The sequence below is a fragment of the Neolewinella aquimaris genome (assembly GCF_014197245.1).
GTDB classification, from domain to species: Bacteria; Bacteroidota; Bacteroidia; order Chitinophagales; family Saprospiraceae; genus Neolewinella; species Neolewinella aquimaris.
The window spans coordinates 30,526-56,843 of the sequence record NZ_JACIFF010000008.1 but is presented as its reverse complement, the minus strand read 5'-3'; the positions used below and the strand labels follow the sequence as shown (position 1 = coordinate 56,843).

At 57.8% G+C, this 26,318-nt stretch carries 20 protein-coding genes; 7 read left to right on the top strand and 13 right to left on the bottom strand.

Annotated features, from left to right (window positions below; translation table 11 throughout):
* Together GGR28_RS14785 and GGR28_RS14780 are read right to left on the bottom strand one after the other, a co-directional pair.
* On the bottom strand, nucleotides 1-1,023 hold the full coding sequence (locus GGR28_RS14785) for an aminoglycoside phosphotransferase/kinase family protein (RefSeq protein WP_183496594.1): 1,023 nt from the start codon (nucleotides 1,021-1,023) through the stop codon (nucleotides 1-3).
* Between the two features lie 88 nt (nucleotides 1,024-1,111).
* A complete protein-coding gene (locus tag GGR28_RS14780) occupies nucleotides 1,112-2,446 on the bottom strand; it encodes a glutamine synthetase family protein (RefSeq protein ID WP_183496593.1) in 1,335 nt (444 codons plus the stop codon).
* A gap of 97 nt (nucleotides 2,447-2,543) precedes the next feature.
* On the opposite strand from GGR28_RS14780, the gene GGR28_RS14775 reads away from it, so the two are divergent.
* Nucleotides 2,544-2,945 carry a hypothetical protein gene (locus GGR28_RS14775; protein ID WP_183496592.1) on the top strand — a complete coding sequence of 134 codons (402 nt, stop codon included), beginning with the start codon at nucleotides 2,544-2,546 and terminating at the stop codon, nucleotides 2,943-2,945.
* A gap of 6 nt (nucleotides 2,946-2,951) precedes the next feature.
* On the opposite strand, the gene dnaX is transcribed toward GGR28_RS14775, so the two are convergent.
* Genes dnaX through GGR28_RS14760 form a run of 3 tightly spaced genes read right to left on the bottom strand, consistent with a single transcriptional unit; the run spans nucleotide 2,952 to nucleotide 5,490 of the window.
* Entirely contained in the window at nucleotides 2,952-4,655 is a 1,704-nt protein-coding gene (gene dnaX / locus GGR28_RS14770) for a DNA polymerase III subunit gamma/tau (RefSeq protein WP_183496591.1), read from the bottom strand.
* Nucleotides 4,652-4,996 carry a hypothetical protein gene (locus GGR28_RS14765; protein ID WP_183496590.1) on the bottom strand — a complete coding sequence of 115 codons (345 nt, stop codon included), beginning with the start codon at nucleotides 4,994-4,996 and terminating at the stop codon, nucleotides 4,652-4,654. The genes dnaX and GGR28_RS14765 overlap by 4 nt, the downstream gene beginning before the upstream one ends.
* Nucleotides 4,993-5,490, bottom strand: a complete 498-nt coding sequence (locus GGR28_RS14760) for a SixA phosphatase family protein (protein ID WP_183496589.1) — start codon at nucleotides 5,488-5,490, stop codon at nucleotides 4,993-4,995. Before GGR28_RS14760 ends, GGR28_RS14765 begins: the two co-directional genes overlap by 4 nt.
* 99 nt (nucleotides 5,491-5,589) lie before the next feature.
* Here GGR28_RS14760 and GGR28_RS14755 point away from each other — a divergent pair, with 99 nt between their 5' ends.
* The 4 genes from GGR28_RS14755 (at nucleotide 5,590) to GGR28_RS14740 (ending at nucleotide 9,878) form a co-directional block, all read left to right on the top strand.
* Nucleotides 5,590-6,282, top strand: a complete 693-nt coding sequence (locus GGR28_RS14755) for a response regulator transcription factor (RefSeq protein WP_183496588.1) — start codon at nucleotides 5,590-5,592, stop codon at nucleotides 6,280-6,282.
* 2 nt (nucleotides 6,283-6,284) lie between these two features.
* The gene (locus tag GGR28_RS14750; protein WP_183496587.1) at nucleotides 6,285-7,334 is read left to right on the top strand and encodes a sensor histidine kinase; all 1,050 of its coding nucleotides are present in this window, start codon (nucleotides 6,285-6,287) and stop codon (nucleotides 7,332-7,334) included.
* 134 nt (nucleotides 7,335-7,468) lie between these two features.
* Nucleotides 7,469-7,855 (top strand): BlaI/MecI/CopY family transcriptional regulator, encoded by a 387-nt coding sequence (locus tag GGR28_RS14745; RefSeq protein WP_183496586.1) that lies wholly within the window; start codon nucleotides 7,469-7,471, stop codon nucleotides 7,853-7,855.
* Entirely contained in the window at nucleotides 7,848-9,878 is a 2,031-nt protein-coding gene (locus tag GGR28_RS14740) for a M56 family metallopeptidase (RefSeq protein ID WP_183496585.1), read from the top strand. The genes GGR28_RS14745 and GGR28_RS14740 overlap by 8 nt, the downstream gene beginning before the upstream one ends.
* Here GGR28_RS14740 and GGR28_RS14735 read toward each other — a convergent pair.
* The 4 genes from GGR28_RS14735 to GGR28_RS14720 form a co-directional block, all read right to left on the bottom strand.
* Nucleotides 9,875-10,666, bottom strand: a complete 792-nt coding sequence (locus tag GGR28_RS14735; RefSeq protein ID WP_183496584.1) for a menaquinone biosynthetic enzyme MqnA/MqnD family protein — start codon at nucleotides 10,664-10,666, stop codon at nucleotides 9,875-9,877. The two genes, GGR28_RS14740 and GGR28_RS14735, sit on opposite strands and share 4 nt — an antisense overlap.
* On the bottom strand, nucleotides 10,660-11,289 hold the full coding sequence (locus GGR28_RS14730) for a histidine phosphatase family protein (protein ID WP_183496583.1): 630 nt from the start codon (nucleotides 11,287-11,289) through the stop codon (nucleotides 10,660-10,662). The genes GGR28_RS14735 and GGR28_RS14730 overlap by 7 nt, the downstream gene beginning before the upstream one ends.
* Before the next feature lie 79 nt (nucleotides 11,290-11,368).
* Complete coding sequence (gene mqnE, locus GGR28_RS14725) at nucleotides 11,369-12,556, bottom strand: aminofutalosine synthase MqnE (RefSeq protein ID WP_183496582.1); 1,188 nt, start codon at nucleotides 12,554-12,556, stop codon at nucleotides 11,369-11,371.
* Nucleotides 12,557-12,630: 74 nt separating this feature from the next.
* Nucleotides 12,631-13,260, bottom strand: a complete 630-nt coding sequence (locus GGR28_RS14720) for a hypothetical protein (protein WP_183496581.1) — start codon at nucleotides 13,258-13,260, stop codon at nucleotides 12,631-12,633.
* Nucleotides 13,261-13,373: 113 nt separating this feature from the next.
* Here GGR28_RS14720 and GGR28_RS14715 point away from each other — a divergent pair, with 113 nt between their 5' ends.
* The gene (locus tag GGR28_RS14715) at nucleotides 13,374-15,128 is read left to right on the top strand and encodes a sulfatase-like hydrolase/transferase (protein WP_183496580.1); all 1,755 of its coding nucleotides are present in this window, start codon (nucleotides 13,374-13,376) and stop codon (nucleotides 15,126-15,128) included.
* On the opposite strand, the gene porU2 is transcribed toward GGR28_RS14715, so the two are convergent.
* From porU2 to GGR28_RS14700, 3 genes are all read right to left on the bottom strand, one after another.
* Nucleotides 15,115-20,082 carry a putative type IX secretion system sortase PorU2 gene (gene porU2, locus GGR28_RS14710; RefSeq protein WP_183496579.1) on the bottom strand — a complete coding sequence of 1,656 codons (4,968 nt, stop codon included), beginning with the start codon at nucleotides 20,080-20,082 and terminating at the stop codon, nucleotides 15,115-15,117. The two genes, GGR28_RS14715 and porU2, sit on opposite strands and share 14 nt — an antisense overlap.
* 119 nt (nucleotides 20,083-20,201) lie before the next feature.
* The gene (locus tag GGR28_RS14705) at nucleotides 20,202-21,899 is read right to left on the bottom strand and encodes an ArnT family glycosyltransferase (RefSeq protein ID WP_183496578.1); all 1,698 of its coding nucleotides are present in this window, start codon (nucleotides 21,897-21,899) and stop codon (nucleotides 20,202-20,204) included.
* A 92-nt stretch (nucleotides 21,900-21,991) separates the two neighbouring features.
* Nucleotides 21,992-23,014, bottom strand: a complete 1,023-nt coding sequence (locus tag GGR28_RS14700) for a T9SS type A sorting domain-containing protein (protein WP_183496577.1) — start codon at nucleotides 23,012-23,014, stop codon at nucleotides 21,992-21,994.
* A 1,169-nt stretch (nucleotides 23,015-24,183) separates the two neighbouring features.
* On the opposite strand from GGR28_RS14700, the gene GGR28_RS14695 reads away from it, so the two are divergent.
* The gene (locus GGR28_RS14695; RefSeq protein ID WP_183496576.1) at nucleotides 24,184-24,675 is read left to right on the top strand and encodes a hypothetical protein; all 492 of its coding nucleotides are present in this window, start codon (nucleotides 24,184-24,186) and stop codon (nucleotides 24,673-24,675) included.
* A 77-nt stretch (nucleotides 24,676-24,752) separates the two neighbouring features.
* Here the strand turns inward: GGR28_RS14695 and GGR28_RS14690 are convergent, their stop codons facing one another.
* Nucleotides 24,753-25,736, bottom strand: a complete 984-nt coding sequence (locus tag GGR28_RS14690) for a hypothetical protein (RefSeq protein ID WP_183496575.1) — start codon at nucleotides 25,734-25,736, stop codon at nucleotides 24,753-24,755.
* Between the last annotated feature and the right edge of the window lie 582 nt (nucleotides 25,737-26,318).

Here is a 26,318-nt window from a genome sequence, read left to right as displayed (position 1 = left end):
TTAAAGGTCGAGAGCGGCAAGGATGGGTTCGGGGCTGAACTTTTCGTCCAGCGTGGGCAGGTGCTCGGTGAGCACTTCGCGGGAAAGTTTTTCGGCAAACTCGGGACGGAAGAAGAAGCGGCCCAACCGGAGCACGTAGTTCAGCAGGAAAAAGCGGTAGGCCTCCTTGATGAATAGTACTTCCGGCCGGGTAAGGGGAAACACGTCGTGGTAAGCGCGCAGGAAGATCAGGAAACGTTCTTCCATCAGCCGGTCGACTTCGTAGGTGAAGACGGTCTTGTCGCCGATCTCACTGACCACGCGACTCAGGAAGTAAAAGTCCACTACCCGGGTCGAGACGCGGAACCAGTCGTAGTCCCACCGGCTGGTGAGGCGGCCGTTCTGATCGACGCTGAAGTTGCCGATGTTCCAGTCGACGAAGACGGGGATCTTCTGAAATCCGTACACGTTGATGCGGAAGGTATTTTCCAGGAACCGCTTGCAGTGCTCTTCGATCAGATCGAAGTGTTCGGGGTAGTCGGTGCGGGCGGAAGTCACCAGAGCGTTGACGTCGGTGGTCATGTCGCGATCGCTGCGCGGCAGGGTATTGGTCACCAGGGTGCAGTCGCGGTGGAAGTACGCCATCTCCCGGCCCAGTTGTTTCACCTGGCCTACGGTGAGGCGCCTGGGGGGATTTTCCTGAATCTGGATGGGCCGGTAGAAGATGATCCACGCGTCCTGCTCGTCGTCGATGTGCCGGTGGAAAAACAACTGGGTGCCCTTCATGAGTCCCCGGCTCAGGAAGTTGGCGTAGCGTACCGGCAGGTTATTGGCCAGTACATTGATGATGGTGTGATCCTCGGCAAATCCCTCGAAGGAGCCGAAGTAGGTCACCTTGGCAATGAGGACATTGCCGTCCTCCATGATCAGTTTGAAGACGTGATTGGTCGACACCTGGGCACTGATGTCCTCGATCGACCGAATGCTCCGCGTGTGGTCGTAAGCCCGCCAGGCGTAGCGAAGGATATTTTGGTAGTTCTTCAAGCAACTTATTTTATGGCCCCGCGGACGCTGATGGCTTCGGCCGGCCACGAAAGTAACAACCACCGGCGGAAACCGGGTAGCGCGGCCCCTAGGCCAGCTCGAAGTAGCGGCGGGTTTCCCAGTCCGTCACGGCACCCAGGTACTGCTGCCACTCCCACTCCCGAGTACGTACGAAGTGGGTGGTGAAGTCCTCGCCGAACAAGTCTGCTGCTTTTCCCCCCTTCATGGCACCCGCGGCCCCGCCCAGATGGTTGGGTAGGGGAGTACCGACCGATTGTTCGTAGGCACTGCCCTCTACGGCGGGCAGGTCGAGCGGGAGTTCGTGCTCGATGCCGTAGAGCCCGGCGGCCAGGGCGGCGGCGATGGCCAGATAAGGATTGGCGTCTGCCCCGGGTACGCGGGTTTCCAACCGGGTGGAGGTAGGTCCGCCGGGGATGACGCGCAGGGCGGTGGTGCGGTTGTCGACGCCCCAGTTAGCCCGGGTAGCCGCCCAGGAGCCCGGTACATATCGCTTGTAACTGTTGATGTTGGGCGCGAAAAAAGGCATGAGGGAGGGCAAGAATTCGAGTTGTCCGGCGGTGTACTGTTCCATCACCTTGCTCATGCCGTGGCGACCGGTGGAGTCGTTGAAAACATTCTCTCCATCCCGCCACAGTGATTGATGCAAATGGCCCCCGCAACCCGGCAGTGCAGCGGAGGGCTTGGCCATGAAACTGGCGATGAGGCCGTGGCGGTAGGCGATCTCCTTTACCCCCTGCTTGAAGAGGACGGCCCGGTCGGCGGCCTCCATTGCCTCCTGGTGTACGATCGCGGCTTCGAGCACGCCGGGGCCGGTCTCGGTGTGCAGGCCCTCCAGGTCGATGCCGAACTCGGCGAGCCGGTCGAACAGGTCGCTCATCAGTCCGGTGTGCTGGGCGGTACGCAGACCGGAGTACCCGAACATGCCGGGGGAAAGGGGGCGTAGATGCTGGTGCGATTTGCGGTCGGCGGTCACCGGAGTTTCCCGGTACATGAACCACTCGTACTCCGGTCCGAAGCGGGCGGTAAAGCCGAGGGAGGCCGCCCGTTCTATTACGCGCTGCAGCAACGATCGCGGACAGGCGGTGCCGGCAGGCCCCCCATCGTGGCGAAAGTCGGCGAGAAAGAAGGGCAGGTCGCTCTCCCAGGGAATGGCGCGGCGGGAAGACTCGACGATGTGGGCCGCAGCGTCGGCGAATCCGGCATCGGCAACGTGATTGGCGTAGACCACGTCCTGGCTGTCCCAGCCAAATACGACGTTGCAGAAGCCGAAGCCGTGATCGAGCGCGTTCAGCAGTTTATCGCGGGAGATGTACTTGGCCCGCAGGATGCCGTCAATGTCCGTTACCGCCACCTTCACGCGGGAGGAAGGGTGATTCCGGAGCCATTCGCTGGTTGCTTGCATGCAACAAAGCTAGCGCATTTCCCACGGGCCGAACCTACCGGCGGGTAGGAATAAAATCCTTATATTTGCCCGTCGTCACCACTCAATTAGCGCTGCGATGCGACAAAATCCACTTTCCTTCCTGTTTGTTCTATCCCTGATTGTGGTATTGCCCAATTTGGGTGCCGCCCAGATTGCCGAGGAGATCGTCGATACGCTCGGTCCGCACGACAGCCACACCGAGTTGGTCGCGGAGGTGAAACGGATTCGCAAGTTAACCTCCCGGGGTCCCCACCGCAAGAATCCCCTGGCCGGTGGCCGATTGCGGACCCTCAACCGCGCCGCCCGGGTAAAGCAGCTGCCGACCACCTACACCCAGCTCACGGAGCGGGCGTTCGGCAGCAGGTTACGGGTACGAACTTCCGACCGATTGGTCCCACAAAAGAAAGTTCCCCGCGCTTACGGTCCGAAGTACAAGAACCGGGGTGCCCGATCGCAGTTTGGTTTCGGTAGGGGATAACCGAAGTTACTCCTCCGGGCGCAGATCGAACCGACGCCGGAGCTCGTCGAGGGCCGGATTCTTCTCCCGCATCTGCAAAAATTTATCCTTCGCCGACAGCCGTTTTTTGACCTTGGTCTGCACCGGCTTCATGGTCTCGTCGTGCTCCAGGATCATGACCAGGTTGGGGCGTTCGAAGGTTTCGCGCAGGAAGGCGACCAGCGTTTCGTCTTCCCGGAGTGAAGCGATGGCGCGTTGGGAACCGAGCTTTACCACTACCTCGTCGTCTCCCCTCACCAGCGGCAGGGCCTGTTTCAAAAAGATTGCCAGGGTGCTGCCCTTTTGCTCCAGCAGGAAGGCTTCCCAAGCCTTGTGCAGCGATTCATCGTCTAGTTCGGGCAGGTCGTCACCCGGTATGGTGGCTTCGAGCTCTCCCTCGGCCTCGGCGATGAGGCTGCTCATATCGATGCTGGTGAAGGCCGTGTTCGCCGGTGGCGGCGGGGGCGCTTCTTGCGCCGTTACGGGCGGGGCGGGAGCGGGGGTCGCCTCAGGACTTTTTTTTTCTGCAAGCGGCGGCGGGGGCGCAGGTGCCGTGTTTGCCAAGGCGGGAGCTACGTTTACTGGCTCGTTGCGGAAGGCCCGTCGGATCGTCACCATGCGCAGCAAACTCATCTCTACGTGGAGTCGTTTGTTGCGGGCGAGCCGAAAACCGAGGTCGCAATCGTTGGCTACGTCGAGTACGGTAAGCAGCAGATCGGGGGGAGCGATCGCGGCCTGCTGGTGGTAGCGTTCGCGCAGGCGTTCGCCTACTTCGAGCAGTTTTAGGGTGGCGGCATCCTTACAAACCAGGAGGTCCCGGACGTGGGCGGCCAGGCCATTCAGAAACAGGTCTTCGTCGAAGCCGCGGCGCAGCACCTCGTCGAAGAGGAGCATCATGCCGGCCCGGTCCTCGGTCAGAATGTAGTCCACGGCGCGGAAGAAGTACTCGTAATCGAGGACATTGAGGTTCTCGATGACCGACTCATACGCGATGGTGTCTCCGCTAAAACTTACGATCCGGTCAAAGATCGACAGGGCGTCGCGCAGGGCACCGTCGGCCTTCTGGGCGATGATGTGTAAGGCGTCTTCGTCCGCGGTGATGCCCTCCTGTGCGCAGATTCCCTGTAAGTGTTCGATGATGTCGTTGGGCTGGATCCGCTTAAAGTCGAAGATCTGACACCTGGACAGGATGGTGGGAATGATCTTGTGCTTTTCCGTCGTGGCGAGGATGAAAATCGCGTAGGGCGGCGGCTCTTCCAATGTTTTAAGGAAGGCATTGAAGGCCTGCTGGGAGAGCATGTGCACCTCGTCGATGATGAACACCTTGTACTCCCCCTGCTGGGGCTGGAAGCGCACCTGCTCGGTGAGGGCGCGGATGTGGTCGACCGAGTTGTTGCTCGCCGCATCCAGTTCGGTGATGTTGAGGCTGGCGTTGTTGTTGAAGGAAACACAGCTATCGCATACGTTGCAGGGCTCGTAGTCTTCCGTCCGGTCCTGGCAGTTGAGCACCTTGGCCAGGATGCGCGCCGAGGTGGTCTTACCTACGCCCCGGGGGCCGCAAAACAGGAAGGCGTGCGCCAGGTGATCCGTTTGCAGCGCGTTCTTGAGGGTTTGCGATACGTGCCGCTGGCCCACCACTTCATCGAAGCGGACGGGCCGGTACTTACGGGCGGAGACAACGAATTTGCTCATTGGGGCGAAGATAGGGACAAGGGGTCGATCATCTCCCGCGCGACGATCTCGCCGGCTTTGGTGTAGATGGAATCGATCCATATGGGTTCCTGTCTGATGATCCACATGAGGCTGTCGAACTCACGCCGGGTGTAGCCGTGATCCGCCAGGACGGAGTCGAAGTACAGCGCTTCTATGGAATCCCGGATGACGATGGGAACTTCTCCGGTAAGGGCCTGGGCGAGGTGGAGGTCGGCCACCGTGCGTACCAGGCGCTCGGTGTCTACCGGTGGACGGGCCGGTGTCACGTCGGCACAACCGAGTGCCAGGAGCAGTAGGCAGCACGTGACGGCTTTTCTCATTTGTTTTCCTTGGGGTAATGGAATGCCGTACGCCGGGCCTGGGCCATTTTCCAGTCCGACCAGTGTTTAGCGTCCGAAGTGCTGGCGACGATGCCGCAGGTAGGGACGTTGCCGATATATGCGTCGTTGCGGAGTACGTTGGCTACTTCGGTGTATCCGGGGTTATGGCCGAAAACGAGCACCGTGCTCCAATCGTCGGGGAGATCTTGGATGCACCGTTCGATGGTTTTAGGGCCGGCGTGATAGAGTTTTTTCTCCTTCGTTATCCTGGCCTTTCCCAGTCCGAAGGCTTCGGCGAAGGCCTGGGCCGTCTGCCGGGTTCGTTTGGCGCTGGAGGTAAGGATACCGTCTATTTTCACCCCCTCTTTTGCGAGGCGGGCGGCCATGTGGGGGGCGTCCTTCTTGCCCCGGGCATTTAGGGGGCGGTCGTGGTCTTTTAGATTCATGTCGGCCCAGCTGCTCTTGGCGTGGCGGACGAAGTAAACTTGCTTCACGGCGAAATTTTATTACGTTGCTTTACCTGCGCTTAACGCGCAATTAAGGTGCAAGCCATATGCTAGGCCTACTTTTGCACTCAATTTAACCCTACACGCATGAATGCTACCCCGGCGAAGATACTTCTGGTCGATGATGAACCGGACATCCTGGAGATCCTCGAGTTCAATTTACGGAAGGAAGGCTTCGAAGTCGCTACCGCCAGCAACGGGGAAGAGGGCCTGAAACTTGCAAGGGAATACCGTCCGGATCTGATCGTCCTTGACATCATGATGCCCATCATGGACGGAGTGGAGGTGTGCCGCCAGCTGCGTGCCGACCCGGATTTCGACAATACGGTCATCACCTTTCTGACCGCCCGGGAGGAGGACTACAGCCAGATTGCCGCCCTCGACACCGGTGGCGACGATTACATCACCAAGCCCATCCGACCCCGGGTGTTGATCAGTCGGGTCAAGGCACTGCTACGCCGCAACGTACGGCAGGATGACGAGGACGAGGCCGCCAGCTCCATCAGCATCGGAGATCTGGAGATCGACCTGGAACAGATCGTCGTACGCCGGGGAAAGGAGCGCATCGAGCTGGCCAAAAAGGAGTTTGACTTACTTACTCTGCTGGCTTCCAAACCCGGCAAGGTCTTTAGTCGGGAAGAAATATTCAATAAAGTATGGGGCACCGACGTCATTGTGGGCAACCGCACCATCGACGTACACATCCGCAAACTTCGCGAGAAACTCGGCGATCACTACATCAAAACCATCAAGGGCATCGGTTATAAGTTCGAGTTCTAGGTATGCTCAAAAACAGTACACCCCGCGAGATCGCGATCCGTACCAGCCTGTTCATCGGCCTCGCTACCGAAGGAGCGCTATTGCTGATCATGGCCCTGCCCCCCGTTGCCTTCAGCTGGTGGATCGTTCTGCTGATCGGGCCGGCCACCTCCCTGATCAGTTACTTCATCGTACTAACCACGCTGGACCACTACATCTACCGTAAGATCAAACTGATCTACAAGACCATCCATAGCCAGAAGGTAAGTTCCGATATCAAACGCGAAGGCATCGATCCCGATCAGCCGATCATCGACGACGTGGAACAGGAAGTAGCCGAGTGGGCCGAGAGCCAGCAGGAACAACTCAATCAGTACGAACGCTTCGCGGAATACCGCCGCCGCTACGTTGGCGACATTAGTCACGAACTGAAAACACCGATCTTCAACATCCAGGGATACCTGCACACCCTGATGGATCATGGCTACGGCGATGAAAAAATTACCAAATCATTCATCAAGAAAGCGGCCAAGAACGTCGAGCGCCTACAGACCATCGTGGAGGACCTCAGCGCCATCAGCCGCCTCGAGAGCGGCGACCTCATGTTCGACCCCGAGCCCTTTAATATCAAGGAATTGGCCCAGGAAGTGATTGAGGAACTGGACCTCAAGGCGCGTCAGGCCAGCATCACCCTCGGATTCAAGCCCGGCGCCGATTCCGGAGTCATGGTTTCGGCCGATCGCGAGAGCATTCGCCAGGTGCTCATCAACCTGGTCACGAACTCCATTAAGTACGGTAATTCCGGCGGTGCCACCCGCTTCGGTTTCTACGATATGGAATCGTACATCCTCTGCGAAGTGGCCGATAACGGGATCGGCATACCCGAGAAACACCTGCCCCACGTTTTCGACCGCTTCTACCGCGTCGACAAGAGCCGCAGCCGCCAGAAGGGGGGGAGCGGACTGGGCCTTTCCATCGTGAAGCACATCATGGAAGCCCACCAGCAAACCATCAACGTCAGGAGTACCCAGGGACTGGGCTCCACCTTCGGAATCACCCTCGCCAAGGCTTAGTCTACCCCGTCGGACCGTTTTAACACCGACGGGGTCACCCCGTCCGCTCCAAAACGGTCCGACGGGGTAGCGGAAGGAGAAATATTTGCAACTACGAATGCTTTCGTATATATTTGTACGAAACACTTCGTACGATGCAACAACCAACGGAAGGCGAATTGGCGATCCTCAGCGTGCTATGGCGACTCGGCGGCGCAACGGTCCGGGAAGTCAACGACCGGCTAAACGACGATAGCGATAAGCCCATTGGCTATACGACCACCCTGAAGTTGATGCAGTTGATGGCCGATAAGGGGTTGGTGAGCCGCGATACTTCATCCCGTAGCCATGTGTATACGGCCATCGCGGGGCGGGAGCGCACCCAGCAGGGGTTGTTGCGCCGCTTCGTGGATGCCACTTTCGGGGGGTCGCGCACCCAACTCGTCCTACGGGCCCTCGGTGAAAGCAACGCCACGCCCGACGAGCTGGCCGAGATCAAGCGCCTCATTGAAGAACTTGAAAAAGAGGAAAATCATGCTTGAGCAATTCCTAAATCCGGCGTTGCTGTACGCTGCCGGCATGACCATCCTCCACTCCTTCTGGCAGGCAACCCTGCTCGCGCTGACCCTCTGGGTATACTCCCGGCAGTCAGGTTCTCGTGCGGAATCGCGCTACAACCTCGGGTTTGCACTGTTGGTCATCCAGGTCCTGGTCTCCGTCTGGACTTTTAGTACGTACTATGAACCGGCAAGCGAGGCCCTGGTCGAGGCTGTCGTATTGATGTCCCCGCCAGTCGGCACGGCCCTGGTCGAACCAGGCATAGCAGCGCCCAAAGCCTGGCTTACTCCCAATTTTTGGCTCAGCCTACTGGTAGTAAGTTGGGCCGTTAGCATGGTGGCGGGCGGCATTCGCCTGGGCTGGTCGTACGGGCAAGTCCGTCAGCTGGCGGCAAGGTCTACCTCCGTGCGCTCAACGGGCGATCTTGCGTACCTGCACCAGCGAGTGGGTCGGTTGGCCCAGCGTATTGGTTACCGCGGGCCGCTGCGACTCAGTCTGTCGGACCGAATAAACGGTCCCATGTTGGTCGGACACCTCAAACCCCTGCTGCTGTTTCCCGTGGCCCTGATCAACGAGCTTTCCACCGAGGAGGCCGAAACCGTGATCCTTCACGAGCTGGCGCACCTGCGTCGCTGCGACCACCTGTTGCATCCGGTCCAGTGCATGATTGAAATCCTTTTTTACTACCACCCGGCCATCCACTGGATCGGCGCTCGCGTCCGTGAAGAAAGGGAACACTGCTGCGACGACCTGGTGTTGCTGCACGGTCCCGGCCGCCTTCCCTACGCTCGGGCCTTACTGTACTTCAGTGAGCATCCTCCCCAGATTGCCGCGCTCTCCCTGGCCGAAGGTGGGGGATTACTCGCCCGGGTACGTCGCTTCATTGATCACCAAGAAATCAAATATACCATGAACTCCAAATTGTTGCTTCTTCCCCTACTGGCCATCCTGACCCTGGTAACCACCGCAGCCAATCTCCCCGCTGAACGGGACGCCAGGATGCTTTGCTCTTTAGAAACCGCCCCTGCTCCCGCGCTTGCCGCCCCGGATACCCTGCCGGACGGCACCCACCAGGTCACAAAAATTTCCGATGGAAAGACAACCCGCCTGCGGGTGGAAGACGGTGAGATTAAGGAGCTGGAGATCGATGGCCGCACCGTACCGCCCACTGAGTTCGATCAACACGAAGCTACGGCGGAAAAACTACTGGGTGTGGATGAGCGGCCGCAGCGAAGTTGGGGCGATGGGGCCTTTTACTTTGATTTCGACTCCTTCGATATAGATTCGATCGACACCCAATCGATGCATGGAGCATTGCCGATGTACCGAGCCCTTTCCAAACTACAGGATATGGACTACGGGCGGTTTGAATTTGAGGAGTTCTCCGAGCGCATGGACACCATCAGTAGAAAACTGGCCCGTATCTACCCCTTCGGGGAGGGGGACAGCGATGGCCTGCTCAGGATACACGAGTTCGACTTCGATACGCTGATGCGCGGGAAACTCCCCGAAATACACCGCTTTCGGGCAAATCCGTGGGGTCAGGAAGAACTGCGCGAGCTGGATCTGCGCGAACTGGAAGCGCACGAGCGTGAATTGCGGGATGCCCTCCGCGAGTTGGAGCAACGTAAGCGGGAACTTTCGGAGGAGAAGGATATTCGCGGTGAGGCGATGCGGTACGAGCGAACTCCCATACACGAGCAACTCATGGAGCGTGAGGTGGCACACCAAAAAGCGGCCGCCCGGCAAATGCGGGAGCAGCTGCTCGCCGAGGGACGGCGTCAACGGGAGGAATATCGTGCGGGAACTGACTGCTCCGAGGCTGTCGCTCACGCCTACGCTTACTCCGTCGGCAATCGGATCCTGCCTACGACGGAAGATGTGGAAAGGATATACATCCGCCAACGGGATGAAGCCGAACCCAGGGTAAGAATAATCCGGGACGTAAGACCGATCCGGCTGGCCGTTCCTGCACCGGTTTCCCCGATCAGCACTTGCCCCGGTTAGTAGCCGGGCGCGTCGGAAAAATGACCGACCGGTTCGGCGGTACGAACGTAGCTGAGGAAGCGCTCAAGTGCCTCCCGTTTGCCGGCGTCCAGGTCATAGTCGATGTGGTGGGTGAAGTAAGCCGTTAGGTCGAACGAAGGATCGGGGGAGGGGAGCAGCAACTGAAGCTGTGGCAAGTGATCGAGACCTTCCCTTAGCGCGGCATTGAACTCCTTCACGAAGGACTGCGGGAGTTTCCGTGTCGTTATCCAGGCTGCGAAAACGAAGGGCAGGCCAGTATGTTTTTTCCAGGCGGTCCCGAGGTCATAGACGTAGGGGAAGCGTTGATCGAGTCCGATGGTGCGATCACCGATGACCAATCCGCCAATGGTACCGTTGATGTGATCGATGTAGCCGTCCTGGGCATCTAAGAAAACCACCTCGTGCTGCCAGTATTCCTCCAGCAACAAGCGCGTGAGCATGACGGAGGTCCGGCTGTGGTGATCGAGGTAGATGTGCGTCATTTGCTCCAACGGTACATCGCCGTAGAGGCAAACCGTGGCAACCGCCCCGTCGGCTCCGATGCAGTAGTCGCTGATGATCTCGTAGTAGGGAAGCTCGGGCAGCACCGCTACGGGCACCAGGGCAATGTCGGCCTCCCCCTCGGTCACCTGCCGGGCGCACTCACTGGGCACGGCCAGGTCCATCCGCAGCCGGTCGCTGATCCGATTGCGCAGCAGCCCGTACAGCAGCGGTTTGGTGTTGAGGTAGCTGACGGCTACGAGGCGGAGGGGGGGAGTGGCTACCATTTGCCGGGCTTTACGGGACCGGGCAGGTGGCTGCGGTCGTTGCGGAGGTGGAATTCGTAGTGGCCCTCCGGTTTTAATTCGCCGATCCAGAGGCCGAGGTTGTTGTGGGTGTGCTCGTTCATGCGACTGATGTGCTCACCCAGCAGGAGGGTGACGAGGCCACACATCGCCCTGCCGTGACTACAGATCAGAATTTTCGATTCCGGCCGATCGGGCAGGTGATCGATGAACCGCTGCAGCCGCGTGCTTAACTCCCGGGCGCTTTCGCCACCGCCGACGCGGCCGTCGATGGCTCCCTCGCTCCAGCCCCGCTTGATCGCGTTAAATTCAGCGATGCTCTCGGGTGTACCTGATTTGCCCTCGTGCTCACCCCACGACATCTCGGTAATTTCGGGGTGTACCTCCCAGGGAATCCCATCGTCGATGAATCCCTGCACCGTCTCCTGGGTCCGCCGGAGCCCGCTGGTGATGACCAGTTCGAATCCCTCGTTTTTATACTTATCGTGAAAATGCCGCGCCTGCTCCCGCCCCGTTTCGTTCAGGCTCGAATCGACCCCGCTGCCCTGTACGATGCCGTTCAGGTTGTAATCGGTTTCCCCGTGCCTTACGATGTAGATTTTCATAACTGATTTTTGAGTTTTTGGGTTGGTGGGGTGGTGAGTTGTTGAGTTACCCGCATCCAACAACTCAACAACCCACCAACTAAACAACCGGCAGCGCCGTATATCCCCGGTATTCCTTGTCGCTGGCAAACTCTACGTCCGTGAAATCTTCAATAATGCCGTAGAGGGTATCGCGTTCGATGGGTTGGCGACCGACGGCCCGGATCATTTTTACCAAGTCTTCGGTGCTCATGGCGGGGTGTTGTTCTCCGCCGGCCATGGAGTAGATGCGGGTGGTGTCGTCGATGGTGCCGTCCAGGTCGTCGACGCCGAAGGCGAGGCTGAGTTGGGCGGTCGTGCGGCCGATCATGGGCCAGTAAGCCTTGACGTGGTCGAAGTTGTCGAGGTAGAGCCGACCGATGGCGTAGTTGCGCAGGTCTTCTATAACGGTCGATTCCGGCAGGTGACTCAGTTCGTTGTTTTCGTTGCGGAATTTGAGGGGGATGTAGGTCTGGAATCCGCCCGTCTTGTCCTGTAGCGCCCGCAGCTTTTCCAGGTGGTCGATGCGGTGGCCGTAGTTTTCAATGTGGCCGTACAGCATAGTAGCGTTGGAGCGACCGCCCAGTTCGTGCCAGATTTCGTGAATACGTAGCCACTGTTCGCCCGAGCACTTGCCGCCGGCGATCTGGTCGCGGATCTCGTCGGCAAAGATCTCGGCTCCACCACCGGGCATGCTATCCAGTCCCGCTTCTTTCATCAGGCGCATCCCATCTTCGTAGCTGATCTTAGCCTTTTTAAAGATGTAGTGGTACTCGACCGGAGTGAGGGCCTTAATGTGCAATTCGGGCCGGTGCGCCTTTATTTGACGGAACAGTTCGGTGTAGAATGGTACATCGTACTGCGGCAGTACCCCCCCGACGATGTGGACTTCGGTCACGGGCTTGCCGTCGTACTGTTTCACGATGTCGAGCATCTCGTCCATCGTGTATTCCCAGCCGTCTTCCCGTTTTTTCATGCGGCGACTGTAGCTGCAGAAGGTGCAGGTGTAGAGGCAAACGTTCGTGGGCTCTACGTGGAAGTTTCGGTTAAAGAAGGTGCGATCGCCGTGCATCCGTTCGCGGACGTGATTGGCCAGTGCACCCAAATAACCAAGCGAGGCTTCTTCGTAAAGCATAAGTCCGTCGGCGGGCGTCAGGCGCTCTCCGTCAACTACCTTTTGGGCGGCGGCGCGCAGGTGCCGGGGCAATTTGGTATCGCGCAGTATGCTTTCGGGGCCGGGAGTTACCATGGTCTTCGTCGTTGGGGTGAGAATTAGAACACGCCGATCAACTTTCAGTTTTTTCTGAAAGTAAATATGTCAACTTATTCTACGGAGATAAGGCGGCGGCGTACCTCCCGACCCCCGCCGCGCCAGTGGTAGCGGTACACTACCCGCACGTGCTGCCCGGGACGCAGGTCCAGGCGCCGAAGTTGCCGCGACTGCGCAAGAAAGGAATATTGCCGCCCGGAAGGAAAGCGAACCAGTAGTTCACCATCGGCGGAGATGCCCACGAAGGTGCCTTCCGCCTGGTACAATTCCTGCCCCTCCCGAAGGGTAGTCTCCAGGGGGTCGGGGGGGGGATTCTTGGGGCCGGTCTTCGGCTCGGTACGCTTCGAAAGTGGGATATCGTTGTAGTACAGCTTCACCTCTTCCGCTTCGGGGGTAAGGCCATACAGTACCGGACACCCGGCGGTGAGTCGGTCGATGAGTAAGTTGCCCAGACTTTGCCGGTCGGCGGCATTGTCGGCCGAAAGCTGTAATTCTAGCTTGATCTGCCGGGCGTGCAATTCAGCTACCAGATTCACGCAGTTTGCGGCCTGAATGCGTGGATAGACGATCTCCGGAGCTTCGGTCATGCAGTCGCAAATCTCTACGGCCAGGGTGTCGAGCAGCGTCTGGGAACCGAGGAACATCGGAAAAAGACAAGCGATGTAGAGCGTAAACCGAAGCATCACCATACATAACGGACCGGTCGCCCTTTGTTGCACGTCCGTACCGAATACCACGGAGGTTGCCGGCCGCACGGTATGCTCGAAAAAGCCGGGACAATAGTAACTTGACCCGTATGCGCACCGTACTTAACTGCTTCTTACTGCTGTTCCTCTGCGCCACCGGTTGGTCACAGAATCCTGCACTCGCGACCACCGTACCCGCCCAGACGAAACCTAATATACTGTTTATCCTCACCGACGATCAGGGGATTGGTGATTTGACGCTGCACGGCAACGACAGCATCCGCACGCCGCACACCGATGCCCTGCTGCAACGCTCCGCACGCTTCGAGCGCTTCTACGTAAGTCCCGTTTGCGCGCCGACCCGCGCCAGTTTTCTGAGTGGGATGTACCACCCCCGGACCGGTGCCATATTCGTCACCCGGCGCCGGGAAACGATGGACGACGGCATCACCACGTTGGCCGAATACCTGCGCGACGCGGGTTACCGTACCGGCTTATTCGGTAAGTGGCACAACGGAGCTACCTTTCCCTACCACCCCGGCGGACAGGGGTTCGAGGAGTTTCTAGGCTTTACCCTGGGCCACTTCAACGATTATTTCCGGGGGGAGCTGCGCAACGAACGCGACGAAGCCGTGCCCTTCCGCGGGGACCTTACGCAGGTACTTACCGACTCCGCGCTGCACTTTATGCAATCCTCCCCGGAGCCTTTCTTCTGTATGCTTGCTTACCAGGCTCCCCACACCCCCGTACAGGTAGCAGATACGTACTGGGATCGGGCGAAAGCCCGCGGGCTGACCGATTACAACACCGGAATTTACGCCATGGTAGAATCCATTGACACGCGGATCGGTGAGCTTCTTGAACAACTCCGCAAGGCCGGAAAAATCGACAACACCCTCATCGTTTTCTCCACCGACAACGGACCGAACGGCGACCGCTACCGCATGGGCCTGAAGGGGACGAAGGGGCAGGTTGACGAGGGTGGGGTGCGCGTACCTTTCGGACTTCGTATACCGGGACACCTGGCAAACGGGCAAGTCATCGCCACGCCGGCCGCCCACATCGATCTGCTACCGACCCTCCTGGATGCCATCGGGGAACTGGTACCTCCGGGGCTCGACGGACAAAGCCTCCTACCGCTACTGAGGGGCGATACCATACCCCGGCGGTACATCTACGCCTTCGGCCAGGGGGATGAATTTACCGGGTATCCGGGCAGTATGCGCGATCGCCACTACCTCTACGTGACATCCGACTCCGGCCGACACGAACTGTACGACCTGCAGCGTGATCCGGGACAGCAGAGAGATATTTACGGTACGTCACCTGTCGGGGACGCAATGGCCCGGGAGTACCGACGGATTGCCGCTACCGTAGGTCGTCCGGACCTCGTCGCACCTCCCATCGACCTAACTGCCGCTCCCGACACCGTCCGCCTACTCGCCCACGAAGGGGAACCCGTGGGTCGCACCCACTTTCAGGATACGTACGGGTGGGCCAACGATTTTTTTGTCGACGTGGGAATCGATGGCGCCTACTGGCCGGTCACTGAATCTGTGGGAGGTGAGTACGAGATCGTCGTGAGGTACCACCTGGACGCCCCCGCACCCCAGGCGATTACGGTGACCACCGATGCCGGGACGAAGCTGCAGGCTGCCCTGCCGCCCGCCCTTACCCGACAACTGCCGGTTGCCGATCGGGTTCCGCGTAAAGAAGTGTACCCCCGTGCGTGGGCGAGGGCCGCCATTGGTACATTACGGGTGCCGGCCGGCGCGACCAGGCTGAGCATTGCCACCCCTGCGCAGGCCGGAGAGGAAACCGGTCTGTGGATTAAGGAACTGCAATTGCGGCCTACCGCAAGATGACCACCTTTCCCAGTCCGTTGCGGAAGTACTGACTGGTGCCGTTGTCGTAGGCCTCCAGCGATTGGCCCTCGGTATTGGAGGTGATAACCCGGTAGAGGTAAACGCCATTAGCCAGGGGGTCGCCGTACTCGTCCGTACCGTCCCAGGTGAAGTCCGTCTGGTGGGTGCCGACGCTGACCTCTTCGTAAGCAAGCAGGTCGATGTCGCGGACAACCCGTCCGGAGACCGTCATGATCTGGATACGGAACACGTCGGGAGATACGCTGCCGGTGAGGGTATACACGAAGCGCGTCTGGGAAGTGAAGGGGTTGGGATAAGTCAGCACGTTACTGATCAATTGCTGATTGATCACTTCGAACGACTGGCGGTACTCCAATCTGCCGGAGGCGTTGCTGGAGCGGTCGCTGGCCTGTACCACAAAGGTGTAGTTGCCGTCCTGTAGCAGCTCGGGGCGGAAATACACTTCCGCCTGGTTTGCCCCATCGGCGGCGGCCGGAACGAACTCAACGCGGGTGTCGGACATTGCGATCGTCTCCGTGGTGCCGTCGGGGGCGATCAGTTGCATGAGGTAGGCGCTCGAGTCGTCTAGGCGGCGGTAGCGGCTCTCGTCCCTTAGCTGGATCAGAATTTCGGGTTTTCCGCTAATCAGTTCGCCGTCGCGGATCCGGCGTCCGTCGTAGTACACCTTCAGGTCCGGGGGGGTGCGGTCGACCGATACGCCCAGGTTGGTAGAGAGCACGTTGTTGAAGAGGATGTCTTCGGCCTGGTCCCCGTAAGGGTTCAGCGTAAGTTGAAGGCGTAATCCTGCGGTCACTTCATCGGTCGGGAGGGCAAACTGAACTTCTCCCGGAGCACCGGCTGCGAGGGGGGGCTGTCGTTTGGCCAGGGTGGTTACCCGATTGTTTTCGTCGGTGACGGTCAGCTCCACGAGCAGGCTGTCCATATCGGTGTAGGAAATGTTTTCGTAGCCGATCGCTATCCGGGCTTGCTGCCCCTGCTCCAGGCTGTCAGGAACGGAATAAGCAACGGAGGGGCTGATCGCGACGTCGCCCGAGCGCTGGTAGTTCACATATATTTCATCGACGGATGCTACGGTGCGATCCGTTTCGTCAAAGAGTTCCATGGCGGCCACGAGGTAGGGGTACGTTGCGGCGTCGTATGCACTCAGGTCGTAATCGAACTGTTTGCGGCTGACGATATCGAGTGACCCTTCGGTGAGTAGTGTTCGGGAGCCACCTTCGGTTTCCCCGAAGAGCTGAAAGAAGCAGCTGTCCGCCGTCCCAATGTTCTGGTTGCGGAAGCGGAGCGTGAGGTCGTTCCACTCCAGGGCCGGACCGATGCGTTTGGTTTCGTAGGCACCCCGTTGGCGATTTTCGTGGATGGGGAACAACACCTGGGTTGTTGCGTCCTGATTTGTGGCAACGGCTTCCGCCAGGGGACCACGGCCCTTCTGGTAGGCAAAGGTGTAGGGTACCGAGCCGAGTTGCTCGAGCAGCCGGACCTGTTCGGCACCTTCCGCTTCGAGCACATCGTATATGGATTTTCCGAGGCGGATGGAATCCTCCGCCCAGCCATCGTTATGGTATTCGAGGGTGGGAGCCCGTTGAACGGTGTACACAAAGACATACCGGCCGGGGGCAATGCCATTCTCCAGAAAGTCAATGAGTCCTTCCCTTCCGGCGTCGGTTCGCGTATCGAAGCTCCACGGGGTAGCCGTGCCGCGGGCCGAATTATAGCTGCCGTCCCCGCTCCGGTACCACAAACTGTTGTTGGTGCTGTCAACAACCATTACCTGTACTCCGGCCCGGATTTTCCAGGGGTGGGGGGAATTGAAGCGGGTACCGTTCCAGACCAGGCGGGGCATCTCCCGACTTTCGTAGACGCCGTTGAAAATCTGGATGTCCGTCGTATTGCGGCCGTAGTTCCACTTGGGGTCATTGGCTCCGAGCAGGATATCCTCGGTCACTCCATCGATCAGTTGCCCCGGGTGCTGCAGGGCGTAGGCAATGCTGCGGGCGGGATGGTCCTTTAAGTAGGTGAAGCTACTGCGGCTCCAGATAAAGCCCGCATCCTCGGTGCTGGAGCTGTCCGGACTGATGCGCCAGTAGTAGGTGGTGCTGTCGGTCAACGTTATGGTGGGGCGGTAGCGGATAACCCCCCCGGGAGAGGAAACCTCCTCGTTAACCACCGGATTAGCAAAGTTCGAGGTCAGGGACATCTGCAGCCGGTAACGGCGCTCGGGGGCCAGGGGATCGGAAGAAGAGGAGAGGAGTTCTACGTCCGGACCCACTACGGCATATTCCGGCGGGAAGGCTACGCGCGCGGTATTGGCGATCACCGTAAGCGGTACGCCGGGCTGTCCGCCCACAACCAGCTCGTTGTTGCTCTCGGCTTCTGCCGCGGGTAGTTCGGCTACGTCGTCTTCTTCATCGACGGTAACGAGGATACGATTTAGCCCCACCGCCTCGAATCCGATGTTCGGTAGGGTAAGCGACACCTCCTCATCGTAATTGGGAACTGCCACCGGGTAGCGTCCGAGGTCACGGACTTCTCCGGACGGCAGCCGCTGATGCACCCGCAGTACCATGGTGTCTTCTACCGATTCAGCCTTCGTGCCAAGATTGAGCACGCGCAGATCGATCTGCAGACTGGTGTCCTGAGCCGGCAACACCGAGGGGGTAAAACTTACCGAAGCCGGGTCGATCACCAGATCGGGGCCGGGGCGGGGGTGAAAGCGGAAGGCCGGATCGCCACTCAGGGAAAACTGCTCGAGCAGAATCCCGATGGTGAAATTATTCGTTCCCGCAAAATCCGTGACCGTTGCCTTAATGGCGTCGCCGACCCCCATCCCGTAGTTGTCGCCGGAGAGGTGGTTGAAAATGCTGCGCCCGTACGTGCCCAGTGCGCTGATGTATCCCAGCCCCTTCGAAGCGGCGAAGGTGATGGCACCACCCTCGGGCAGAAACATGAACCGCTCACTGATGCTGCGCGCCTCCGTAAATGCGTCGCCACTATAGCACCCCAGGCTCATCATGAAGGGGTACTTGTCCTTGTTTTTATAGTTCACCGGATTGTCAATGTTAAAGTCGAACCCCTGACTGCTCGAGTGACCGTAAAAGGTGAGGATTGAAATGCCGGAGTTGATGCGGTCGAAGATGAGCTGCTGGCGCGTCGTCTCGATGGGGTCGGTGCTGGTACGGAAAACGCTGGTCACGTTGCCGCCCCACTTGCTGGTTTCAAATATGTCTTCCATCGTGCCCAGGTGGTAGCGAATCGTAGCTTGCTCGCCGGCCGTCTGCCCCCCTCCGAGAAAAAGGGCCTGCTTCATCCAGTCGATATCCTCAATGGTTTGGTTGGCTAGCTCGATCCGTTGCTCAACGGCCCTGAGTTTTTTGGCGTAAATGGCCACTTCCTCGGGGGTGATGGCCGCCAGTCGACCGGTAGCCAAGCGCGGCACTACACTCCCCGTCTCGGCCGAAAGTAGGTTGTCGGATGCCGGTAGACCGATACCCGGAACAAAAAAGGTTTCCTGCGCTGCCATTAACTGGGCACCCGTCCGTAAATTGACGTATTCCCGCCCCTTTCCGATAATGAAAAGATACGCGAGCGAGGGGGCACGCGCGATCGCCGCATCCAGGTAGTTGCGCAGCGCCTGGGGGTGGCGGTGGTGTCCGTACCCAAAGGCATCGTACAGGTCTTCAACAAACACCGTATGCACGAGATAACTTCCCCCGGTGGAGCTGCTGCGGTACTCCGTCAGGGCGTCAAGTCCGGATCCGGCCAGTCGGCGGCTGGCCAAAATCAGGTAATCGGCATCCGCGGCCGGCAAAAGTTCCCGTAGTTGCAGGGGGGCGGAGGACGCAGGAGCCATGAACGTTCCAACGAGCTGAAACCGGCGCTCCGTAGCCGCGGCGGGAAGGGCAAAGGCGTTCGCGTTTGGGGTGTAGAGGAGCCCCCCGTCCAGATCGTACAGCCGCGCGCCGGACGAAAGACCGGTAAAGGATAGCGTCCTGGCCCCGCCGGCGGGCAGGGTGAAAAAGAGTTGGTCGGTGGTAAGCGATGCGGTGGCCGGATAACTCACCCGCACGTAGGCTAAATTCGCCTTATCCTGGTCACCGGCCTGGCCGGAGATGCTTACTACCGCCTTCTGGCCCGTAGGGGTGAAGTTGAACGATTCGGTTTTAACGCCCCAGTTCGCCGAGCGTACTTCACCGAGCAGCTGTCCGCCGACGCTGATCTGCTGTTCGTGGTCGTTGAAGGCCAGGCCGAACCGCATCTCCAGGGTTGCCGCGCCACCGGTCGATCCCGGTAGCGACAGGTCGACGGCCGTCACCGTAGAGCCGTTGCTCGAAAGCAGATCGGAACTACTGCGTGACCCGTATCCCTCACCCAGCTCGTAGTGTGAAAAAACAATGGTGGCTCCGGAACTGCGGCGGTAGAATTTACTCTGATGGTCACCAAATACGGTCTCCGTTGTCCGGTAGACCACGTTGCTTGCCGTTCCCCCGGTAGACGGTGCTCCCTCCGCATACCTTAGTCCACCGTCACCCTCCGGAGCCAGACCCAGGTAGTAGGCTGAGGTGTCGGTATACATACCGTAGCGGGGATTGAGCTGCTCGACGGCTGCATCCGGAAAAAGGTAGGCGTCGAGTTCTCCCCGTGCCTTCTGACCGTAGAAGTGCACCGCGTTGTTGGCTACGTCCACCGGCACCATCTCGCCGAAGTGATACATCACCAGACGTGCTCCCTGCTCTCCGTCGATCGACAGGCCGGCCGCGCGCAGCGCGGCCGCATCGACGCGGTACATGCCGTCTTCCGCCACCTGAATCTTTAGGTAGTTGCTGCCGGGCGTGAACCATTCATTCCCGAAGCGGTCTCCCTGCGCGGTACTCATTTGGGCGGCGAGATTACCGAACAGAACGTACAAAAACAGAAGGGTAAGGGTGCGCAGCATACGGGGCCTTTTTGTCCGCTGGGTGGTCGGGACGGCTAGTTAGGTTATTCAAACACTAAAGGTAACGTGAATGAAAAGCCGACAGATACGCTTGGCGGCCGGTATTTGTCCGGCAGCCGCTATTGGGCCACCACGAAGGTGACGTCCATTGAAGCACTCTGCCCCCTCAGCGGAGGCATACCCCGATAGGCAAATCCAAATTCTAGGTATGCCTCCCCCAAAGGCAGGTCCGTCGGAAAGTCGAGCGAGCCTTCGTAGAGTACAAGCCGCTCGTTGGCAGGTAAGCGGGTTGTTCGTACGGGGGTAAGCCGCCAGTAGTGTTTCTCACCAGTCGGATACCGCACGATGGCAAACAGGTCGAGGGGCAGCTCGGCGCGCAAGTTAACCGGCCGGGGCGCAGCTCCACGGAGTACGATCTCGAAGTGCTGACCGGGCCCGACCTTTGCCGGTAGCCCTCCATCCACTGACAAGTGAATGTCCTTCGCAACCTGAAAATTAGGCACTTCCAGCAGCAGCATGTTTCTCTTCTGCGTGCGAAAGGGTAGGGCATCCTCATTATTCCAATCTGCCTGCCCCATGAGGAGCACGGTTCGGTCCTGAAAGATCGTATCCCCCCGCCAGATGTCGTACTGGCTAGGACGGTAATTGATGTCGGTAAACGTCCATGCGGGTTGTCCCCCACTGTAGAATTCGTACAGCGACGCGAGGCGGTAGCTATTTTCTATAATCACGGGGCGACCCTCCGCCAGCAGCGCCAATCGCTCCACCCAGGGGGCATGGTCGAAGGGCTTGTCGAAGGGCAGCCAGTCCCGTGGCGCGATAATCAGCAGGCGGCCGAGGAGAAGGATCACACCGGTGAAGTAACACATCCGCAGGAGTGAGGGCTGCCACTCCGGAAACCGCCCGACGGCCCGGTAAGTCAAGTAAACCAGTGGTATGCTCAGGAGAGCCGTCCACTGGGCTTCCGTACTTCCCTTAGTGGTTGTGTACAGAAAGAACAGCAAGAACCCCATCACCAGCCAGCGACAGCTACGTTCGAAGGCGTCGTGGGCGACGTCCTGCACGAGCGCCTTGACGTAATAGTACACGAGCAGCGGACTGAAGATGAGCAGCTGGTTAAGCACGTACTGAATGGTGTAGCTGAACCGGTAGGGATCGTCGCGACCGCTCAGGTGATAGCGAAAAGACGGAAAGTCGTTAGCGTACTGCCAGTACAGATGGGGAAAGAACAGTCCGGCACCGAAGATGACCGCTACCCACGCCGCTCGCTGTCGAAGGAGAAACCATACGTTCGGCAGTACGCTGAATGTGATCAGGATGAGGCCATGGTACTTGCTATACAGCAGTCCGGCCATCGTAAGCCCCCAGAGTAAGCCGCTTCGAACACCGGGCTGTTGCAAAAAGCGTCGGTAAGCAAGCAGGTAGAGGGCAGTGAACAGCAGCAAAGGACCATCGGGGGTAGCAATAAACCCGTATACCTGCAACATCGGCTGGGCAAAGATCAGGGCGGCGGCTAGTGCCAGTCCGCTTCCCCGTGGCTTATCCAGCAAGTGATACACTGCTGCTACCGTAACCGTGCTGGCTAATACGTGTCCAAAACGGACGCCCAGTGCTCCCGGCAGCCAGTCTCTCCCGAGGCGAATCAGTAAGGCCACGGCCGGCGGGTGATCGAAGTAGCCCCAGTCGAGGTGGCCGGCATACATCCAGTAGTACGTCTCGTCGGGATCCAGCGGAGTGAAGGCGGCCTGAACCAAGTTCAGGACAAACCAGGCCACCAGAAGCCAGCGGGGTCGAAAACGTGGGCGGGTTAAATACACAACGGTAAAGGTACGGTCGTGCCTTGCGGGAAACGAAAAAGCCGTCCCGGGGTCATGGGACGGCTGTGAAAAAGGACACTTAACAAACACTATTAATGTACGATGATCTTTACGGCTTGGTGCTGAACACGTAGTACGTATAGACCGGCAGCAAGGTCCTGCGGTAGTTGCAGCGTATTGTTGCTCGATATGGGATAACTTCCAATGGTCCGGCCGGACTGGTCCAGTAGGTCAGCGGAAGGTGATTCGTTGTGGAGATAAGCGGTGGGTAGCTCCAGGTTTATTAGGGATCCGGCCGCTGCGGGATTAGGGCTTACGACCGTAGAGAGATCGACGCTCCCGGCCCATTCAGCGGATCGCAGGCCCAGGGAATTTACCGTACCGTCGAAGTCGTGTTGGTCCAGGCGGTACAGGTTAAGTCCGGCTGCTGGACGGTTATGCAGATACTGGTAGTCACTGAAATCACCCTGACCGGTCAGCCGCGCCAGTTCCTGGTAAAATCTACCGTCGGTGCTGTGCAGTAAGCGATAGAAATCATTTTCGGTTTCCATTGCTGTTTGCCAGGTAAGGTCAATCCCGGTGTTCACCGGCTCGGCGGTCCATTCTATCAGGTCGACGGGCAAATTGCCTGAACTGCCGAGGGTGCAGGGGCTGGGTGGAGGGTTGGTTACGTTGAAAAGGTCCACCCGCAGGCTTAGGCACACCAGTGCATCAAGTCCGAGAACGATGCCGTTGAGGAAATGGGCCCCGGCTGGTCCACTTACGGACGAGGTTACGTGACCATCCGCAACCATCTCGAGCTCCGCGCTCGACCCGTCCAGGGTAAATTTAGTGCCGGAACTGACAAGGGTGGAGGCGAGAAATCTTGCTTGAGTATCGTCACCGATTACGACTTCGATATCCCGAAGATCAATGAACTGGAAAAGGTCGATGCTGCCCAGGCTGTCCTCTAGTACGAGGGAACAAATATCTTCCGGCTTATCGCAACCGTCCGAGTAGGCGATCTCGTCGTGTTCTTTGGTGATCAGGCAATCGCAGACCGCACTGGCTTGCAGTTGTGGGCTTAAGAGCAGGCAAATGAATAAGGAGGTAATAGTAAGGTAAAGGTGGTTCATGGATGAATGTGTTGTATAGTGATAAAAAGGATGGTGGGGGCACAGGAATACCCGTCCCTGAGTGACGCTCAGAGTAGTGGTCGCTGTGCCAAGCGCCCAGATAAAATTGGTGCTGAAAGGGCATCAGGATCCCATTCCCGGCGACAGGTTTTTTTGTCGACGGTTTAATGCAAGCTTATTTCGGTATATACCGAATAACCAACCGGGTTGCTTTAGTGGGTATACTAAGCGCGGTCGTAGCTTTACTGGGGGATAATGTCGGGAATGCTTCTTCCGGCCAGTCCGCTAGCTCGATAACAAGTACCGGCAGTTTACCGGTAAAGAGCAGGTAGGGGGCGGGTAGCGATAGGGTTTGTGATGGTGCATAGTGATCTGGTGTTTAATGTGATGGTCGGGTGAATCAAGGCAATAGCAAGAGGGCACGCCGCCGGCAGCTCCGATCGGGGGCTTCGGCAATAGCAATTAGTTACTACGCTAAATGTGATTCATCACCGGAAAATATTCCAAAGGGTGAGGCTAAAGGAGCCTGCAAAACAATGAGTGGATAAAAAATTATGCCGGGTAATGCATAATTGTTGTAATAAAACTTAACTCAGGATACCGACTCAGCTCAGTAATTTTTCGATTAACTTATTTACAGCGTCGCTGCAGTGAATGGTGTTGCGGGAAAATACCCGGGTGCTAGAGCCAGCACGGAAGCCATTAAGGCTACCTAAAAAATTAGGATGTTAATGTTGTTGTTCAATGTAATATACGTATTATATACATAGTTGGTTCGCGACACGCATGTTAAATTTTGAAAAAAGAACAATTGCGAATAGTAATTCTGTAAATAATATAAGTTGCAGTATATTAGTGTATCTACATGTATTGTACGTAGGGCTACTATGTCGAGTTAAGATACGATGGAAATGGATCGCGAATGCTGTTAAAAATTGATAAGAGCTGTATATATGGAAAGTAGATAGGTATTATAGTGTTAGAACATCTTAATGCCCGGGAGCAGGCGGTGCAGTAGCCTTAGCGTATCGGTACCTCAACTCAACGCTTCGGTCTTGGCGGTAAAGAAAATTAAATCATGGACGCCGCGCCCTCCCATGGGTGACCTTTGCCCCCTAATCCGTCGCAACACGGTCTTTGTGGAGAGGATTTCGGATATTTGTCCGACTATGCAGTACTCTTTACCCCTTGCCGTATTTCTTTTTCTCGGGCTGTTCGTAGGCTGTGACGGATCGCAAACTGATGTGGGTCAACGGCCTACCGATCTCGCTTCCGACCTGCTGGGAACCTGGGAGACGATCGAGTACGATGTCGACTACCAAACCTACCTGGGCGGCGACACCTCCTTCGTAGAAAGCATCCGGGAGGCCGACTGGGGGAGGAAGTTTGGCGTGAAACCACCCAGCACGGTGTTCGCCGCGGATGGGAAATTGCGGCGCACCCATCGCCTGCGAACCGGACAGGTAGCCAACGTTACGAACGGAATATGGAAGGCCCAGGGCGACAGCCTTTTCGTCATCGAGCCTAACATCACCTACACCTACCATCACGACCTGCAGGGCGATCGACTCTTGCTCACCGGCATTGTCGATCAGGACCAGGACGGCCGCCGCGACGACACCTTCCGCGCCGTGTACCGCTTGGTTGGCCGTACACGCTAATCTACACAGCAAAGGGCGCCCTGGTGTGCACCAGGACGCCCCTATAAGCTTAAAATGGTAGATGAAAACTAAGTTCTTTATTCTGCAATCACGAGCTGGGTGGTTCGGTCCCGAACACGTACCGCGTACATTCCTGCCGTAAGCCGGGGTAGTACGAAGCCCCCATTGGAGATCTGGTATTCACCCAGTATCCGTCCTGTGGGGCCGATGAGGTGGGCCACTTCACCGTCCGCATCGGTTAGGTTCACCGTCAACTTGCTGCCGGTGCGGGCCGGATTGGGCGTAGCGGAGAGCGCCGTTTCCTTGCCACCCTGCCAGGTGGTCGACTGTACGCCAAGCTCGTTAACGCGGCCGTCGTAGTCGACCTGCTCGATCCGGTAAAAGTTGATCCCTACGGCTGGCTCGAAATGGCGGAACGCGTATTCACTGATGATGTCCGTGGTGCCATTTCCGGTGATCGTAGCAAGCTCCTGAAACGATCGGCCGTTCCTACTATGCAATAGGCGGAAATAAGCATTATGTTCTTCGGCAACCGTGTTCCACTTTAGTTCTACGTATCGGTCATATGTCTTTGTACTCCACGAAAGCAGGTGTACGGGAAGAAAGGCGGATTCCGTAGGGCGCTCAAGGGTGCAAACTCCCTCGCATCGCGTTAACTCGAGGTTATACCTGCGGATTCCATCCGGATTATTGCCCGCGCCCGGGCCCATCACACGCGCATTTCCCTTGTCGTCGATGACGGTAAGCAAGGTTCCGCCACCCCCTCCCGTAAGGGTAAACTGGGTCAGAGCGGAAGAAAGGGTGATACCCCGGAAGGTAGGCGATGAATGGTTGCCTATGTATACCGTGACATCACGCAGGTCAGAGAACTGGCTTAGGTCCAGATTTCCCACATTCGGCCCTACTTCCAGAGTACATAGTTCCGCTGGCCTGTCACACGCGGGGGAATAAGTAATCTGATCGTTGACGCGCTCGATGTAGCAATTACATTCTTGAGCGAGTACGGAGTGGGGAAGGAGGAGCGCCGCAAAAAGCAGCGCTGCCACAATGAATTTAATCATGAGTTGTGTTGTTTAATAGTGTTTTAAAATGGGTCAAAAAACCCGCTTGTATGTGTATAGTGTCTCAATCAGTGGGTCCCTTGTACTAATACAATGGTAACGCAATACTTAAAATAAAAATGAATGCGAATAAGTGTGTTGTTCAAATGTGTCCAATAGTGTCATGTAGCCAAATAGTCTTGACAGAAAGGATTGCTTCATACACCCATAAATGGCGTATAAATACATAGTCCGTTTCCGGGCCGGGGCGAAGCCGCGGCCGAATACCATACTTACCGTAGAGGAGGGTGGGGGAGCGCTGCAATAAGCAGAGCGGAGTTGGAGGAATTCAAAATTGTGTTGTTTTGTTCAGTGTCATTACGGGCAAAAATGCCCACATGCTAAAACGAAGCGATTTCACAGCGTTGTTCAAAAGTCAATACCGAAAATCAAAAGATTGCGACAAGCGCCACCGGTATGTCCGTCAAACGTAGCCTCTGTGAAAAAGCAAAAGGCTGATAACATAAGTCAAAAGCAGGAGCGGCTAACGTATATAGATCGTGTAACCGGTTTGCCCTACAAATGTACGTCTGTTGTTGGGAT